The organism is Parablautia muri (assembly GCF_009917485.1).
GTDB classification, from domain to species: Bacteria; Bacillota; Clostridia; order Lachnospirales; family Lachnospiraceae; genus Suilimivivens; species Suilimivivens muri.
Map to the genome: position 1 here is coordinate 16852 of NZ_QZDT01000005.1, position 17832 is coordinate 34683.

The 17832-nt window shown below is 43.1% G+C and carries 11 protein-coding genes and 1 other RNA gene; 2 read left to right on the plus strand and 10 right to left on the minus strand.

All coding sequences use genetic code 11. The features are described from left to right. Positions 1-16 precede the first annotated feature (16 nt). The 6 genes from pheT to D5281_RS04905 form a co-directional block, all read right to left on the minus strand. Positions 17-2437, minus strand: coding sequence for a phenylalanine--tRNA ligase subunit beta (gene pheT, locus D5281_RS04880; protein ID WP_160559027.1), 2421 nt, complete (start codon positions 2435-2437; stop codon positions 17-19). Between the two features lie 75 nt (positions 2438-2512). Further along, complete coding sequence (locus D5281_RS04885; protein ID WP_160559028.1) at positions 2513-3532, minus strand: phenylalanine--tRNA ligase subunit alpha; 1020 nt, start codon at positions 3530-3532, stop codon at positions 2513-2515. A gap of 494 nt (positions 3533-4026) precedes the next feature. Continuing rightward, the gene (locus tag D5281_RS04890; protein WP_160559029.1) at positions 4027-4884 is read right to left on the minus strand and encodes a YihY/virulence factor BrkB family protein; all 858 of its coding nucleotides are present in this window, start codon (positions 4882-4884) and stop codon (positions 4027-4029) included. A gap of 146 nt (positions 4885-5030) precedes the next feature. Continuing rightward, entirely contained in the window at positions 5031-7406 is a 2376-nt protein-coding gene (locus D5281_RS04895; protein WP_160559030.1) for a SpoIID/LytB domain-containing protein, read from the minus strand. 149 nt (positions 7407-7555) lie between these two features. Next, a non-coding RNA gene (gene ssrS, locus D5281_RS04900) (6S RNA) lies at positions 7556-7751 on the minus strand. 355 nt (positions 7752-8106) lie between these two features. Then, a complete protein-coding gene (locus D5281_RS04905) occupies positions 8107-9813 on the minus strand; it encodes a phosphoenolpyruvate carboxykinase (ATP) (protein WP_160559031.1) in 1707 nt (568 codons plus the stop codon). Between the two features lie 556 nt (positions 9814-10369). On the opposite strand from D5281_RS04905, the gene D5281_RS04910 reads away from it, so the two are divergent. Next, entirely contained in the window at positions 10370-11737 is a 1368-nt protein-coding gene (locus tag D5281_RS04910; protein ID WP_160559032.1) for a citrate/2-methylcitrate synthase, read from the plus strand. A 108-nt stretch (positions 11738-11845) separates the two neighbouring features. Here the strand turns inward: D5281_RS04910 and D5281_RS04915 are convergent, their stop codons facing one another. The 3 genes from D5281_RS04915 to D5281_RS04925 form a co-directional block, all read right to left on the minus strand. After that, positions 11846-13195 carry a GGDEF domain-containing response regulator gene (locus D5281_RS04915; protein ID WP_160559033.1) on the minus strand — a complete coding sequence of 450 codons (1350 nt, stop codon included), beginning with the start codon at positions 13193-13195 and terminating at the stop codon, positions 11846-11848. Between the two features lie 71 nt (positions 13196-13266). Continuing rightward, positions 13267-14754 (minus strand): threonine synthase, encoded by a 1488-nt coding sequence (thrC, locus tag D5281_RS04920; RefSeq protein WP_160559034.1) that lies wholly within the window; start codon positions 14752-14754, stop codon positions 13267-13269. Between the two features lie 181 nt (positions 14755-14935). Then, entirely contained in the window at positions 14936-15559 is a 624-nt protein-coding gene (locus D5281_RS04925) for a cell wall hydrolase (RefSeq protein ID WP_160559035.1), read from the minus strand. A 193-nt stretch (positions 15560-15752) separates the two neighbouring features. On the opposite strand from D5281_RS04925, the gene D5281_RS04930 reads away from it, so the two are divergent. Beyond that, positions 15753-16550 (plus strand): hypothetical protein, encoded by a 798-nt coding sequence (locus D5281_RS04930; RefSeq protein WP_160559036.1) that lies wholly within the window; start codon positions 15753-15755, stop codon positions 16548-16550. On the opposite strand, the gene D5281_RS04935 is transcribed toward D5281_RS04930, so the two are convergent. Next, on the minus strand, positions 16535-17779 hold the full coding sequence (locus D5281_RS04935) for a GH25 family lysozyme (protein ID WP_160559037.1): 1245 nt from the start codon (positions 17777-17779) through the stop codon (positions 16535-16537). The two genes, D5281_RS04930 and D5281_RS04935, sit on opposite strands and share 16 nt — an antisense overlap. Between the last annotated feature and the right edge of the window lie 53 nt (positions 17780-17832).

The following is a 17832-nucleotide window of genomic DNA, read 5'->3' on the forward strand; positions in this document are numbered from 1 at the left end:
CAATATTTTCTACACACTATTGTCTTAATTCAATTCCCATGCTTTCAAGTCCGTTTAATATTTTTTTCATGGCACCTGTAACATCATTTTCGTCCAAGGTACGGTCTTTTGCCCTGAATGTGATAGAATAAGCCACTGACTTATATCCTTCCTTAATCTGCTCTCCTTCATAAATATCAAACAAACTGCAGGACTCCAGCAACTTTCCGCCTCTTTGCTCAATCATTGCCTCTATCTGCCCGGCCAGAATATCTTTGGGGACCACCATGCTGATATCTCTTGAAACAGCGGGGTATTTTGCAATTCCTTCATATTTTCTGTCAAAGGTTGCCCTCTCTACAATATATGGCATATCCAGTACCGCCACATAAACTCTTGTATGAATATCATAGCTGTCACATACAATCGGATGAATCTCTCCAATATATCCGACCACTTCTCCATCATATTCGATATCAGCCTGTCGTCCCGGGTGAAGGAAAGGCTTGCAGGAGAGCGGATTGTACACTGTCTTCTTATCCATACCAATTGCATCAAAAAATTCCTCCACAACCCCCTTCATGGTATAAAAATCGCCATCTCCATACATACCAAGAGTAAACTGCATTCTTTCCTCCGGAAGCTGCGTCAAAGGAAATTCATGAGGCAGGTAAATGTTACCAAGCTCATACAGCCTTACATCCTTATTTCTTCTGTTATAGTTGGTTGCCAGAGAGGTAAGCATTCCATTTAAGGAAATAGTGCGCATAATGGAAAAATCTTCTCCCAAAGGGTTCGCTATCACAATTGCATTCCGCAAAGGCGAATCCTCCGGCAGCAAAAGCTTATCGAACACCTTCGGACTTTCAAAGGAATAATTCATCCCTTGTGAAAAACCGCAGTACTCTGCAATATCTCTTGCTTTTTGTTCGATGCGGAGTTTATAGGAAATTTTCCCGGCAGTTGCCTCCCCATTTGGCAAGGTGGTAGGAATCTTATCATATCCAAAGAATCTGGCTACTTCCTCAGCTATATCCGCACAGCATCCAAGGTCTTGTCTGTAGGTGGGCACAATCAGGTCATTTGTCTCCTGATTATATTCGATATCCAGCATCTTGAAGATGTCCAGCATATCTTCCTTTGTAATATCTGTCCCCAACAGAGCATTGATTTTATTCGGCTCAAACTGAATTTTTTCTTTTTCTTTCATAGGCTGGCACACATCCACCATACCGCTTACCACTTCTCCACATCCAAGCTCCTGGATGAGCTGGCAGGCACGGTTAATTGCATCTTCTGCATTATGAGGGTCAAGCCCCTTTTCAAACTTTCCGGAAGCGTCTGTGCGCAGGCCAAGTCTTTTGGCCGACTTACGAATATTGGCACCGTTAAAGGTAGCTGCCTCAAACAAAACTGTCTTCACATTGTCAGTGATTTTGCTGTTTTCACCGCCCATGATACCTGCGATACCAATTTCTTTTTCCCCATCGCAAATCATAAGTATGTCCTTATCCAGCTTTCTTACCTGTTCATCTAAGGTCTGAAATTCATCACCATCCTTGGCGCGGCGCACAATAATTTTGTGACCTGCCACCGTATCCAAATCAAATGCATGCATAGGCTGGCCATATTCCTCCATCACGTAATTGGTGATGTCAACTAAATTGTTGATGGGGCGTATACCGCTGGCGCGGAGTCTTTTTTGCATCCATTCCGGTGAAGGTGCAATCTTTATGTTGGTACAGACCCTCGCACAGTATCTGGTACACAGATCGGCATCTTTAACCTCCACAGAAACGTAATCCTTTATATCCTCGCCGTTTTCCTTTACTGTAACAATCGGAGGAACAAAGGGCTTGCGGAAGGTAGCCGCCGCTTCTCTTGCAATACCAAGCACACTGTAGCAGTCCACTCTGTTAGAGGTAATCTCGTATTCAAATACCGTATCGCGCATGCCAAGCATCTCCACGGCATCCGTCCCCACCTGTACATCCTGCGTGAAAATATAAATGCCGTCCTCCGGCGCCTCCGGGTACATGTTCCGGTCAGAGCCAAGCTCCTCTATGGAACACATCATACCATTTGACGTGATTCCCCGCAACTTACCGGCCTTAATCTTGATTCCCTCCTCCGGCAAAGGCCCTCCGTCATGGCCTCCCGCCACTTTTCCTCCGTCAAGCACCACAGGAATTTTGTCTCCCTCCTTCACATTAGGGGCTCCTGTTACAATTTGAATTACCTCTGTTCCAATGTTTACCTGACATACAATCAGTTTATCCGCATCCGGATGCTTTTCTATCTTTTCAATCTGTCCGACCACAATCTTCTCCAGATTTTTATCCAGTCTTGCATAATTTTCTACCTTTGTTCCCGTAAGGGTCATTGCATCGCAATATTCCTGATCCGTGCATGATAAATCAGGCACATACGCTTGTATCCATGATAGTGCAGTGTTCATTTCTTTTCCTTCCCTTCCCATTGCAAACCTTAGCTTAAGCTACGCGGCTGCTAATGATTATCAATGTAAAAAAATCTAAAACTGTCTCAAAAAACGAATATCGTTTTCATAAAGCAGGCGCATATCATCAATTTCATATTTTAGGAGAGCAATTCTCTCAAGCCCTACGCCAAAAGCAAATCCCGAATACTTCTCAGGATCAATTCCACTCATGGTAAGCACGTTAGGGTGCACCATGCCGCAGCCTAAAATTTCAATCCAGCCCGCTCCCTTACAGAAACGGCACCCCTTACCGCCGCACTTAAAACAGGAAACATCCATCTCAGCGCTTGGCTCTGTGAAGTTGAAATGGTGGGGACGGAATTTCACCTTGGTATCCTCCCCGAAAAGCTCTCTGGCAAACTCTGCTAAGGTTCCTTTTAAATCGGCAAAGGTAATATGTTTGTCAATCACTAATCCTTCAATCTGGTGAAAAGAAGGAGAATGGGTTGCATCTACTTCATCTGAGCGGAACACCCGCCCCGGTGCAATCATCCGAATCGGCAGCTTTCCCTTCTCCATCTCATGTACCTGCGTGCTGGATGTCTGGGTTCTCAATAGAAAATCCCCATTGATATAAAAGGTATCCTGCTCATCCTTAGCCGGATGATCCGCCGGAATATTGAGCGCCTCAAAATTATAATAATCGGTCTCCACCTCAGGACCTTCCACCACCTCATATCCCATACCGACAAAAATACGTTCCACTTCCTCTAACGCAATAGTATTGGGGTGACGATGCCCTACATTATTCTTTTTCGCCGGAAGCGTCACATCAATGGTTTCATTTTTCAGTCTTGTCTCCAAAACCGCTTTTTCCATTTTTTCTTTTGCCTGCGCCAAAACAGCTTCAATCTCCTGCCTTGTCTCGTTTACCATCTGTCCGACTTTGGGGCGTTCCTCGGCCGCCACGTCCTTCATACTTTTTAATACGGCGGTCAGCTCGCCTTTTTTGCCCAGATAGCTTACCCTAATCTCATTTAACTTATCCAGCGCATCACTGTTTTGGATTTGTTTTAAGGCCTCCGCCTTAATCTGTTCCAGTTTTTCCTTCATGCTTTCCTTCCTTTCCCTGTAAGATTAACCGCCCCGGCCCTCATATCTGGGGCAAAGGCATACCTTACAAATATCCTTATTCATTAAGAACAAACGCTATCGCACTCTGCCAGCCGGCTTTTTGTAATAAAATGTCCCCTGTGCGATTAAGCACAAGGGACGAATATTCTCCGCGGTACCACCCAAATTCCTGCCGTTCGGCAGACTCTCACTTCACTTAACGCGTGCCACGTTCAAACTTATTGACAGATATCTAAAAAACTATAAAAACCGCTCTTATATCTGCGTTAGGTTTGACAGCTCCGGTGGGAAATTCACATCTGCTATACTCTTTCACTCCGTATAGCATTACATATCTGAACTCAAGGAAGCTTTCAGCCGATGACTTCCTCTCTCTGACAGAAGATATCCTGCTACTTAAACACCTTCACAGCTTTTTCCTATTTGCAACGGTCTGGGTTACCCAAACCGTTCCCTTTCTGACTTTCCTTATTTTAGCCAATCTTTTCCCGCTTGTCAATATGCTTTTTCCCTATAAAAAACTGAAAAGCCGGTTTGAAATAACGGTTCATATACGCCCCTGCCAAAATAATATACATGGCGGCATACAGCCAAAGCATCAAAATAATGATTGTGGTCAAGCTGCCATATGTATTAAATCCGTTAAATTCATCTATGTATATGGAAAATACCCATGTCATAACACTCCATCCCACTGCCGCAAATCCGGCCCCTGGTAGCTGAAGCTTAAAGCCTGTGTGCACCCCTGGTACATAAGCATACATAAGGGCAATCACTACTGTAAGCACAATCCACATAAAAGGCGTCCGAAAATGCATCAGCAGTACAAACAGATAGGCAGTCTGAGGAATGATTCCCACAATGATTCCCACCAGAGAGTTTCCAAACACCATAATAAGGAGCGACAGGAGCACCGCTAACAAAAGCAGCACGGTATACAGGCTGGCTACCAGACGCAGCAGCACATAGTTCCTGTCTTCCTCCACATCATAAACTGCATTCAGCCCACGCATCAGAGCCAGCACGCCCTTTCCCGCCGACCACAAGGTACCAATCGCTGTCACAGATACAATTCCAATGGATTTACCATAAACATCATCAATAATACCCACCAAAAATGCGTTCATTGCATCGGGCGAAATCAATTTTACAAGGTTCATAAGGTTTGCCTTTGTAACGGGCGTATAAGGTATAATCGAACACAGTAGCATCAATGCCGGAATCAAGGATAGAAAAAGGAAAAAAGCTGTACTTGAAGCAAAAGCACTGATATTTTTTTTACTCATATGCTTTCCAAAATCATATCCGATAAACAATAACCTTTTTAGCATAATTCTCCATACTTCCAACAACCAGTCAGTCTGCCATCCTTTAGCATCCCCTTAAGGCTCTACCCTCGGGAAGCAAAAGCATCCATGTTTGTTGGATAAAATCAAATTTTTATGTCAATTTTCCGCGGTGCTATCAGCCGCATATCTTAATAAATTTTATCAATCTCACAATCTGTATAATAGAAAGAAAGAATAGCTTCACAGCTAAGCCCCTGAAGTCCCATACTCTTTGCCCCATTTTGGGACATGCCGACCCCATGGCCATAGCCGCCGCCAAATATACTATATCCTACCACATTTTCATCCTTTTTATCAACATCTATTATCAGATAAGCGCTGGGCAGCAAAGCGGCGCTCTCATAGCCTGAACCATCCTGCCTGATAATCTCGCCTCCCTGGTTTAAAACATATCTAATATTATATTCAGAAATCACCTTATAGGTCCCTTTGTCCGTTTTCACCAAAAGCTCATCCATAACGCCGCCTTCTTTACGTCTGAAACATTGAATCTCATAAACATTTTTAAACTTTTCCGGCTCTTTTGCTTCAAAATCTTCCGGATTTTCCTCCGGCTCCCCCTTTCCATGAAAGGTAAGCACCTTATTCGCTCCTGCTGCGTACCGCTCTTTTAACCTTTGATAAAAAAGAGAAACATCCAGCTCCGTCACCTGATACTGCCATCTGAACCACGCTTCATCTTTCTCATAAGCATTTTCATCCACCAGAGAAATATAGGCTCTGAAATTTTCCTCCTGGGAAAGCTCTGCCGCAACAGGTTCCTCTCCCTCCTCATCCTGCCATCCAATATGTACGGAGCTTAAATAAGGCATCTTTTCTTTTTGCTCCTCATTCCAAACGCCGGCATCTGCACCAAATCCGCAGGATGTGGAATAATAATAGGTACTCACAGGCTCCTGCTCATACAAAAGAAGCATTCCTGCCGTTTCCTTCACCGCCTTAGTTGACGCAATATTTTCCGCAATATTGTTATAAACCTGATAGCTTACACTGTCGTCCACATGAGCCCCTAACTGCCCGTAGCCTGGCTGTGTCAAATATCGGTATCCATAAGTTCTTGCGCAGATCGCCTGTGCCTTAAGCGCCTCGGACGGATAAGAGGCAGGCATCTCGCTTGGAACCACCGAATAGAGATATTCCTCTAACAGTATCTCATTAATGAGCGCAAGCCCGTCTTCCGTTTTTACGATCTCAAAGCTCCCTCTATAGGCCGGTGTCCCCTGGCTGCGTCCTAAGGAAAGCACCTCAATCTTTCCTGTGTTAATTTCCGGTTTTACCTCTACCCTGTCTCCTGAAAAATAATCGCTATCCCTCTCAAGCACAAGCTCCTCTCCTCCAAGTATCTCCTTCTGCTTCCGCTCCTCATAAGGCCCATAATAAACTGTCATGTTGTCCTGACTTTTTAAGATAAGTCTGTCATGATATAAACTGCTGAAATTATCGCTTTTAATCGCCACCCGTATGGTTTCCATTTTTTCCTTCCGGGCAATCAAAAAGGCGCACACCTCTCCGTCCTCCAGCACAAAGTCAGAGAAATCATAGCCGATAGATAGTTCCGTCAGTTCCGTTTTTTGCAGCTTTTCATAAAGCTGATATCCCACACAGCTTTCCTTTATAGAGATTTTACCATAGCCTTCCAATTCAATCTGCCCCTGTTCCATACCAAGAAGCTTTCCACTGATCCGTTCTGCTTTCACCGCGGCCCGCGAAATTATCCCATTTTGATAAAACAAATCCGCAACCTGTTCTCTGGTCTGTTCCGGTGTCCCTAAAGGGGCCTGCACTTCCCCTAAAACCTCATATCCTTCATAAAAGAAACGAATCCTCGTATCTTCTGCCTCCATGATCCAAACATTCTTAAGACTTCCTTCATCAGGCAGACATTCTAACAGGGTAAGAAGTCTCTCGCCGTGAACATATGCCCGCAGGGAAGTAAAGGAAAGTCCTGCAAACTGATCGGAAGCATACGTATAGACACTTCCATCCCTTCCAAGAAGACAGCCATCCTCAAGACGCTTTTCTCCTTCTAAGGCAGAATTACCGCACAAAATTTCCACCGTTTCTACCCGGATTACATCCTCTAGTCCAAAAAATGCTATCAATTTATCATAGCTGTCATACCAGTCCTCTTTTAACAGCAAAAACTCTCCCTTGTACTTCTTCTTGTATAAAATATCATCTCGAAACCTGTCATTTTTTTCTGACTGCCCTTCCTTTCCCAGCAGACATTCCAAAAGCAGACAATATGTATCATAGCTTATCCCCTCCGCCTCCAACGTCAGATACCGGTCACCGTATTCTCGCAAGGTACTTATATCAATCCCCTTTGCCCCTGCCTGCACCAATTCATCTAAAAGAATCTTCACATCCCCGGCCGGCATAAACGCCCCTTCCGGCTGCTCCAATTGAAAAAAAGTCTCATCCTTATAAATCAGCCAGATAAACAGTAATGCCAAAACGACTACGGCAATCACTTTCACTAAAATCCTGTCACTTTTTTTCATCGCAATCTCCTATCGCATGATTTTAAGCAAATCAATCCACTATTCCATATTACCAGCATTCCTGCCAAACACCGGTTTATTTTTACTAAAGAAAAAGCAGCCTGAAAAGGCTGCTTTTCTTCTGTTTGCAAATACACTTTCATGTATTTGTTATCCCCAAAATGCCGGTTCCTGCCTTTTGACTCCTAGCCCGCGCTAGGTGGGTCACCGCAACCTGCGCTTTTGCCTTCCCTTCCAATCCTCTAAAAGAGTGAGGGCTTGACAGCCGCCAGATGATGTAGGAATCCCGTTTAAAGTATCTGTAGGTTCAAAATTAACAGGAGTTGTCGCACATTTCAGGTTAATCCTATTATATCCAATATTCATGTAAAATACAACTACTAATTGACGAACTTTCCGCGTCACAGTTCGTTACTTTTCACATGTTGGCCAATAGACAGCTTGGGAAAACAAATATTCCAAAAGGAATCCTTGGAAAAACGTCACGCATTTATGCGTGTGCGCTTAGGTGAGGTTTTTTTCGAACCTAGCGTCTGCTACGTTTTTACAGAGCGAAAGCGCGGTGACGCCTAAATATTTGTTTTTCCAAGCGTCCTCTGGCCAACGTGTGAGTAAATGCACAAACCTGGCTGAATCGTTACCTTTCCGCACACATAAATACAGACTGGCCATAAGGCCAGCCTGTACAATTTGATCTTATTTAGTTCAATGCGTCAACCAATTTCTGAACTGCTTCAAGCGCTTCGTCAGGAAGTTTATCGTAGCCTTCCTTCTTCTCAGCAAATCCCTTAACAGCGTCTACACGGTTCTGCATAGCGTTCTTAAGAGCAGTTTTGTAAGATGCATCATTCAAGTTAGGTTTGAAGTCAGCAGTCTTGCCTTCCCAGTCATACATGATTTCAACATCATCAAAATTGCCCCACTTCTCAAAGTTTGCCTTGCCTTCAACGATGGTTTCAAGGATTCCTAATGTATCGGCAGGTTTAACCTTGGTTCCCATAAAGTCACCGGTGTTTACGATGTAGCAGGCAACGTTCTTTTCCTCAACCAGCTTTTTGAACTTCTCATAGTCATTTACCAGAGGATAAGTTCTGAACGGATTTGCATAAGGCACGATACGAAGTGCATTTAAGTCTGTGCCGGCTGCAACACGCTCTGCTGTTGAAGTCTTGGTAGCTAATGTAGCGCCCATAACGGAAGCTAAAGCTGCGCCTTTTAATTTAACTACAGGCGGGATGGTAGGGTCTTTCATGATCCAGAAGATTGCATTTACAGGTGCGTCAATCTTATCCACACGGTTAGGAGACCATAATTTGGACTTGATTGCACGGCCATTACCGTTTCTGATATCTTCTGTTACCAGCTGAATCTTTCCGTTCTCATCTAAAGTTGCGGAGCAGTTCTGTGCGGATAACAAATATTCATTGTCAGGGCATCCTGTAGGATAATCTGCTGTCTTATCGAAGTAAGTAGGCTCAAGCGCTACGGAAGCACAGGTATCTGTGTTGATGATGAAAGCGTCATCATGCAGAACAGTGATAGGATACTTGCCGCCGTGCTTAGCATGTGTCAGAGTAGACTTACCGGAGCCTGACAGACCATAAACAGAAGCAACGAATTTAGAACCATCGGGCAGGGTATATTCTTTCTGACCGCCGTGGCAGGATGCATAACCGTTTCTGTTCGCAAGCGCCCATGCCATGGTCAGGGTACCCTTCTTGTGCTCGCCAAAATATTTCATACCAAGAATTGCCGCGCAGTTTTCATTGGTATCAAAGTAGCACAGAGTAAGAGGATCGCTTAAGCAGCTGAAATCAACGTCCGGCGCTTCCTCAGGAGCCCACTGGGGATCTGAGAAGATGTAGATATCAGGCTCTTTTCCATCGCCTACAGGTTTGGATTTCTTGTACATCTTAACATACTCGTCAGACATATACTGGAAATTGATCATCCAGTTGTAAAGCAGGTTTTCCTCTCCTTCGGGAATCAGAAGGTGCGCTTTTACCATAAATTCAGGGTCAAGACCTACAAAGCACTCCGCATGATACAGAGTTTTCCAACGGGTTTTGTAAATAGCGTCCATGACAACTTTATCAAGCTTAGCCTCGTCAACACCAGGCTCGCCCTTAATGCGGCGTGCTGCTGCATAACGGCCAGTAACTGCGCCATCATTAAACAGGAGAACCTTAGCATCCTTCTCAAGACCAAAGGTATCGCCATCTTTAATAGGCATGTCCGTTACGATTGTTCCAGGTGAATTCTTAGCTAATTCGTAAGCTTCTTTTAATGTGTTTACCTTAACTACGTTATTTCCGTAAAAGGCAGCTTCGATAATGGAACGGGTTTTGGAAAAACCAACCTTACCTTTGCCAATCTCGGAAATGGGATAATACGCTTTTGTTGACATATTATACATCCTCCTTAAATTAATTGTATATTTTCCACCGCAGACCTAACGCCAGAGGCCCTAAGTATACGGTTTTTGACTGACTATGTACTTCCCGGTACATCAGAACTATTATCTCAAACCTGTTTTTAAAAGTCAATATTTATAAACTTCATTTTCAAACAAATTATGGAATTTTATAATTTTTTTAGACTTTCCCGGCAGTGGCCAAATGTGCATGCAAGCCTGCCCACCTGGCTCGTTGTGCACGGGAATAAATTATGTCCAAAATGTAAAAAAATTATGAAGTGGACATTTTTTGCTTGTTTGAATTGAATTGTCATGTTAATATGATTATATTGATTTTTCTGAAATGTTCTTTCATTTCTATTTATTAACTGACAATGCAGACTGCCTTTTCATGAAATAAATACCTGGTATAAGTAAATATCGTTATATTAAGAAGACACTTATAGTCGATACTTATAGTGAAACTTTATGATAGCCATTCTTACCAGAATGAAAACAGTTTAAACATGGTTACTAATGATTTTATTTACATAGAAAGGAGTTTTGAATGGAAAATAACGTTTTTTCTGAAATCACACCCGAAATCGTCCGCCTGGCTAAAATGAGCGAGCGGGCTGACATAATTGATACAGAGCTTTTTACAAAATATAATGTAAAAAGAGGGTTACGCGACTTAAATGGTAAAGGCGTGCTGGCCGGTCTGACAAATATCTCAGATGTACGCGCTAAGGATATTATAAATGGAGAGGAAGTTCCGGCCCATGGACGTTTATTCTACCGGGGCTATGATGTCAAAGACCTTGTAAATGGCTTTACCCAGGACAACCGGTTCGGTTTTGAGGAAATTACATATCTTCTCCTGTTTGACCAGCTTCCAAATGAAAGAGAACTGGATAGTTTTACACGTTTGCTTTCCAAATACCGTTCCCTGCCCACCAGCTTTGTGCGGGACATTATCATGAAAGCCCCCAGCAGCGATATGATGAATACTTTAGCCCGCAGTGTGCTTACGCTTTATTCTTATGATGACAGAGCAGATGATGTGTCTTTGCCCAATGTACTGCGCCAGTGCCTGCAGCTGATCAGTCTGTTTCCGCTTTTATCCATCTATGGGTATCAGGCATACTGCCATTACCACGATGGAAAAAGCCTGTTTATCCATCAGCCTGACCCTGCTCTTTCCACGGCCGAAAATATTCTGCGTATCCTGCGCCCGAACAGTTCTTATACGCCTTTAGAGGCAAAGCTTTTGGATATTGCCCTTGTACTGCATATGGAGCACGGCGGCGGAAACAATTCCTCCTTTACCACCCACGTGGTGACCTCCTCCCTGACGGACACCTATTCTGTCATTGCAGCGGCGATTGGCTCTTTGAAGGGGCCCCGCCACGGCGGCGCCAACATTAAGGTTGTGCGGATGTTTGAGGAAATGAAGCAGGAGGTAAAAGACTGGACGGACGAGGAGGAGGTTGGCAATTACTTAAAGCGCCTGCTTCACAAAGAAGCCTTTGACCACGCCGGGCTGATTTACGGCGTAGGCCACGCTATTTACTCTAAATCCGACCCCCGTGCCGTTATTTTCAAATCCTTCGTAGAAAAGCTTTCCCTGGAAAAGGGACTTGAAAAAGAATTTGCTCTTTATTCCCTTGTAGAAAGACTGGCTCCTGAAATCATTTCCAGAGAGAGACAGATGTATAAGGGTGTAAGCATCAACGTAGATTTTTATTCAGGATTTGTATATCACATGTTAGGACTCCCTATGGAGCTGTATACTCCAATTTTTGCTATCGCGCGTATTTCCGGCTGGAGCGCACACCGTATGGAGGAGCTTGCAAACAATGGTAAGATTATTCGTCCGGCTTACAAACCAATCTGTCCGGAGCGTGACTACCTTGCTATCGACAGCCGAAACTGATTTCGTATGATTTATTACCGCATCAAAAAACAACGGGTGTTTCCTTTTTTGTAACATCCGTTGTTGTTATCTGTAAGTCATCTTTTCGTTTGAAATAGCAGTCGCTATTTATTCAGGAATACTTCCCATACTCTGGATTTCATAGGTAAGCAGCATGGGATCATCTTTCAGCAGCTCTTTAAACTTTTCCTGAATCCTCTCTGCTATCATTGTCCCTTCTTCCAAAAAGGTATCATTTAAAATGGCTGCATACTGCACATCTCCACATCTTGTAGCCACATCTCCACGCCGAAGCGACCGGATAATGGCAAGCTCAAGGGTTTCAATTCCCTTCGTCTCCCTAAAGCGCGCTAAACCGCTGCCATCTATATCATGGATAGAAAACAGCACCAGTTGTGCGTTTTGTTTTCCTCTTTCCATACAGCGTGCTAAAAAATTATAAATCTTTTTAAAGCCTGCATATTCTACCTGATAAACGCCTCTTTCATCTCCCATCTCATGGAGCTGACGGCTTAGCTGGAGCAGATTCGGTAACATTTCTTCCTCTGATATGGATTTTTCTGTCTCCATATCACTGTGAAAATGATACCCACCCTTTCCATTCTGCTTCACAAAGTACATCGCTTTATCTGCCGCCGCAAACAACTCCGAGAAGCATTCTCCATCTTTTGGTTTCTCAGCTATACCTATGGAAACAGAAACCTTAAAATCACAGTTGTTTCCGAGCATATCATTGATTTCAAAGGCAACGTCCTCTATAAGTTTTCGGGCAATTGGCTGTATTTGACTTCTTCCACACCCTTCGGACCCTTCAGGGAAATAGATTGCGAATTCATCACCGCCTAATCTGCACACAATATCCCGGGGACCTGCCTTCTCCTTTAAGACATCTGCAAAGCGGACTAAAACCTCATCTCCCATCAAATGCCCGAAATTATCATTTACCTTCTTAAAATTGTCCAAATCAAGGAGCATAAAGGAACATTTTTTTTCATCCCTGTTTGTATGGTTTAGAAGTCTTTCTATGTATCTCCTATTGTAAAGGCTGGTAAGTCCATCCTGCCATGCAAAACTTTGCAGCTCTTTTTTCTGCTCCGCCATCTGCAATACTCTTTCGATTCTGCTGCGCATCACTTCCGGTTCGAAGGGTTTTTTGATAAAATCCATGGCCCCCATCTTCAAAGCTTCTATCTCGCTCTCCCTGTCAGTCTCCACAGATATAAAAACAACAGGTATATCTTTCAGTCTTACATCGCTTCTAACCACTTCCATTAATTCATATCCATTCATATCCGGCATATTGATATCTATGATAATCATGTCAGGGATCCTTTCCCTTAAGATTACCAATGCCTGTCTGCCGGATTTCACTGCCGAGATTTCATAGGCATCCTTTAGTAACTCCGCCGCACGTTCTAAATTAACTGCCATGTCGTCAACCATCAAAATGTGTTTCATCTCTTTGTCCCCCTCTGTTTTGATGCACTATACCGTCTATCTTAGGAACCATGGATATGAATTTCTACCTTTTAAATTCCCAAAAAATTCATTACCATCTTTTTCATTTCTGTCTTTTCACATATATGGTCATGCAGCACTTTAGCCGTCCTGATTTCCTCAATCGCCTTTGGAACCTTTACGCCTGAAAGCTCTGAGAGCCTGTCCGCCAAATCAAAATCCTCCATCCTGGCATATTTACTGTCGATGGCCTCCATAACGCTTCTTGTAAATTTATAGGGGCTTGCCGTTGACGCAATCACTGCTGTCTTCTTATCCCCTGTTTCCTCTTTATATTTCTCGTAAACACAGGACGCTACAGCCGTGTGAGTATCAATCACATATCCCGTCTCACGGTACAGTCCTTGGATTCTCTTAGCTGTTTGCGCTTCAGTTGCATAATTACCATAAAAATCGGAAAGCTGCGCGCGCATTTCTTCTGTAATTGTATAAATACCGCCCTCTTTCAGCCTTTCCATCAATTCTTTATTTTTTTCCGGGTCATTTCCTGCAATATGATAAATCAGTCTTTCCAGGTTACTGGAAATTAAAATGTCCATAGAGGGAGATGATGTTAAAACAAACTCTCTATTTCTGTCATAAGCGCCCGTCTTGAAGAAATCATAAAGCACTTTATTTTCATTGGATGCGCAAATTAACCTGTCAATAGGAAGCCCCATCTGTTTTGCATAATAAGCAGCCAGAATATTCCCAAAATTCCCCGTAGGGACTACCACGTTAATTTTTTCGCCATCCTTAATGTTGCCTTTTTTGAAAAGCTTTGCATAAGAATACACATAATAAACAATCTGCGGCACCAACCGTCCTATGTTAATTGAATTTGCGGAGGAAAACTGAAAGCCTCTTTCGGCCATATAAGCGTTCAGCTCTTTGTCCCCAAAAATATTTTTTACTCCGCTCTGCGCATCATCAAAATTGCCATGAATACCCACTACATATGTATTTTGGCCCTTCTGGGTTACCATCTGTTTTTCCTGTATAGGGCTTACGCCGTTTTTAGGGTAAAATACAATGATACGTGTTCCTTCCACATCCGCAAAGCCCGAAAGCGCCGCTTTCCCTGTATCCCCGGAGGTTGCCGTAAGAATCACAATCTCGTTTTTTACATGATTCTTTCTGGCTGAGACCGTCAGCAAATGCGGCAAAATAGATAACGCCATATCCTTAAAAGCAATGGTTGCACCGTGGAACAGTTCAAGATAATAAGCGCCATCGGCCTCCACTAAGGGCGCAATATCCTCCCTGTCAAATTTCTCATCATACGCTTTGGCAATACAATCCTCAAGCTCCTCCCTGGTAAAATCAGTCAAATACAGCTTCATGACCTCATAGGCAGTCTGTCCATAGGTCATTTCGGATAATTCCCTGAGGGTTTTGTCCAAAGCAGGAATCCTCTCCGGCACGAAAAGTCCTCCATCCTCTGAAAGCCCTTTTAAAATTGCCTCCGATGCCTTCACCGGATTTCCTTTTGTTCTTGTACTGTTATATAAAATATCCATTTTAGGACAATGCTCCTTTCTCAGCGCACGAATTTACCATAACAAAAAAACACAGGCTTCTTGTCATAGGAAATTTCAAGCATGAGTTTGCAGTTGAAAGAAAGGAGAAGTTCTTTCAGCTTATTCTCCTGCCGTACCTTCTAAAATTTTTCTTAATTCTACCATAAAAAATATATATTTATCAACCATTAATAAAGAATTCATGATTCCCATGGGCAAAGAGTTTCACCAGTGAAGAATCAAACCACCTCATTTTCTCCGGATCAGCGCTTTTCCTTGCTGCAAAATAAAGAGCTCCCTGGGTGATATCCTCCCCTTTTAACACTCTCTCCACTGCTTCAATTGTCTCCTGGGACGCCCTGGCATTCCGGTAAGTACCGTTTCCCACCGGCGAAAACTGATATACTCCCTTTTCCTTCTGCAAGACAACCTCTGTAACGGAATCCGGAAATTTATCGCTCGCCACCCGGTTCATAACAACTCCGGCTACCAGCATCTTCCCTTCTAAATCCTCATTTCCTGCCTCAGCCTGTACAATTTTTAACAATGCTTCATAATCCGCACTTTTTAAATCATACTTGTACTCTTTTTCCATCACCACATAGTCCACTATGCGTTGTCCAGATGCTGCTCTTTTTGAACGGCCAAAGAACCTGTCCGCCTTTGGCTTTACGATTTCACTTCCTGCCACCTGAAATGCCGGTGCGGCAGCCGTTTTATTTATCTGTGCCCCTCCTACGCAAAACCAACTCATAATCAGCAGCATATTACATAAAAATAACTGTGTTACAAATTTTTTATACATTTTCTATACGCATCCTTTCTTTACTCTGCCATAGATTTTTTAAAAATTTATTATCATTTGTAACAGTTCTTTAATATTTTATACAGTTAATGCCAAAAATATTTCTAAAAATTACATATCCGGGGAAAATATTTCAAAAATACAACTTTTTGTGCTATTATTAAATTGAAAAAAATTTCTAAAGGAGTCTACTATGGAGCAGAATCTCCCTGGCGTTTTTACAGCAAGAAAAAAAGACGGTACCATTTATTACCGCGCTTCTATAACCCACAAAAAAAAGCATATTTCCCTGGGAAGCTACAAAACACCTTATATGGCTTATGCCGCATATTTAGAGGGAATTACGCTTCTTTCAGACAGTGCTCTTACTTTGGAAGATTTTTCTAAGCACCGCGTTCTCCCTTTTGAAAAATGGGTTTGCCTTATTAATTTCAGGGACAATCAGATCTATTTTTCCACCCCCATTTACGTTCGCAAAAATTACTTTGAATACCTTTTATCGCCCGAATATATACTAAAATTTGATATTGACGACCTGTTTTTTTATTCATCGCACAAAATCATGCGCCGGGGACGACATTTCTTTGTAGCCGACTATGGAATGCAGACCAATATCATGAACCGATATGGGATTAAGAATTATGCTGTGAAGGGCAGAGACTACCGTTTCGTAAACGGGGACGATCTGGATTTTAGATATGAAAATATAGAAATTTATAACCGTTACCATGGCGTCATAAAAAAAGAAACCAAAAAAGGGACGAAATATATTGCAAAAATACACATCAATGGAAATTACACCATAGGTACCTATGCAAGCGATGTGGAAGCGGCTATCGCCTACAATAAGGCGATAGATTTACTGAAAAAAGCCGGCATAAACAAGAATTTTTCTCCCAACTATCTGGAAAAAATATCTTCTTCCGTTTATGCCGACATTTATGAAAAGCTGCATATTTCTCCCAAAATTACAGCTTACTTGCGGGAATAATTTACAAAGCTTATGGTATAGGCCGCATCGTTTTCCACACCCTCTATTTTCTGGGATGCACTATATTTCCACATCTTAAACTGGTATGGAAATTCCGGTATGGAACTGGCTTCATTGAGCCACACATCATAGTAGGCAAGCAAGTCCTCTGACTCTATCTCTCCTAACAGCCAGTTCTTGTTGCCGTAAAGGACGCAGCGATAACCTTCCAGCTCTATCTTGGATAAGAAGGTTTCCGCAATCTCCGTCTTATCTTCCTTCGTCAATATATCAATTCTAGACTCATCGTTGACAATATATTCCATATCAAAGGCTACAGGAAAGCTGATCCGATAGGGAATCAAATTGTTTAACACAAATTCAGCTTCCTCCTCGGCTTCCCGCGTGGTTACAGCCTGTGAGAAAAAGGTAACGCCAACCTCCAATCCTGCACTTTGGGCTTTGGTAATGTTGTTGACAAAATTATCATCCAGGCTGACCAAACCAGTCTCGTAGCCACGGCCTCCCAGCCTGAGCATAACAAAGTCTACCCCTGAATTTTTCAACGCTTCAAAATCTACGTTTCCGCTACTTTTAGACAGGTCAACCCCAAGCCATGAAAGCTTTTCTCCATCCTGGTAATATGCCATTTTGCCATCGCTGATTCTAATGTTGGTAAAATCATAGGTGTTTCCAGGTATGTCATCGGATATTTCTACCCACTCTTTTGTTCCGTCTCTTAAAGTAACCTGAACATAATTTCCGGAAGCAGCCATCTCCTCCTCCGTAGGCTCGGATGTTGGGGTTGGAGAGACCGATGCGCCGGGACTTTGATTCGGTGCATACGATGGCCCTGGGCTGGCGCTGTGTCCTGGCGTGGCTGATCCTTCCGGGCTTGTGTCGGTTCCTGAGGTTCTGTCATTTCCCGGGCTTTCTGTAGGATCTTCTCCTATCATGACATTGTTGTTTGGATACATATCCCAAAAGTCCAAATCTTCCGCCCGAAGCTTGTGCTCCTTATAGAGCGTTTCCATATCCTCCTGACCTTCGACAAATTCTATCTCCTCCTCCGGTGTGGGCGAAGGAGTCGCCTCCAAGCGCTTGTTTTTAGCTGTTTCCTGGCCCCGCTGTCTTGTATTGCTCATAAGCACAACTGCCAGAATAATCAAAATAAAGGCGGAAACGGCCACAATTGTATAGATGACCGGTACTCCCATTCCTCCTTCGTCCTGTTCGTCAGGTAAACGCATATAGATTCACCACTTTCTCTTTGCAAATTTTGATAAAAACTTTATAATAACTG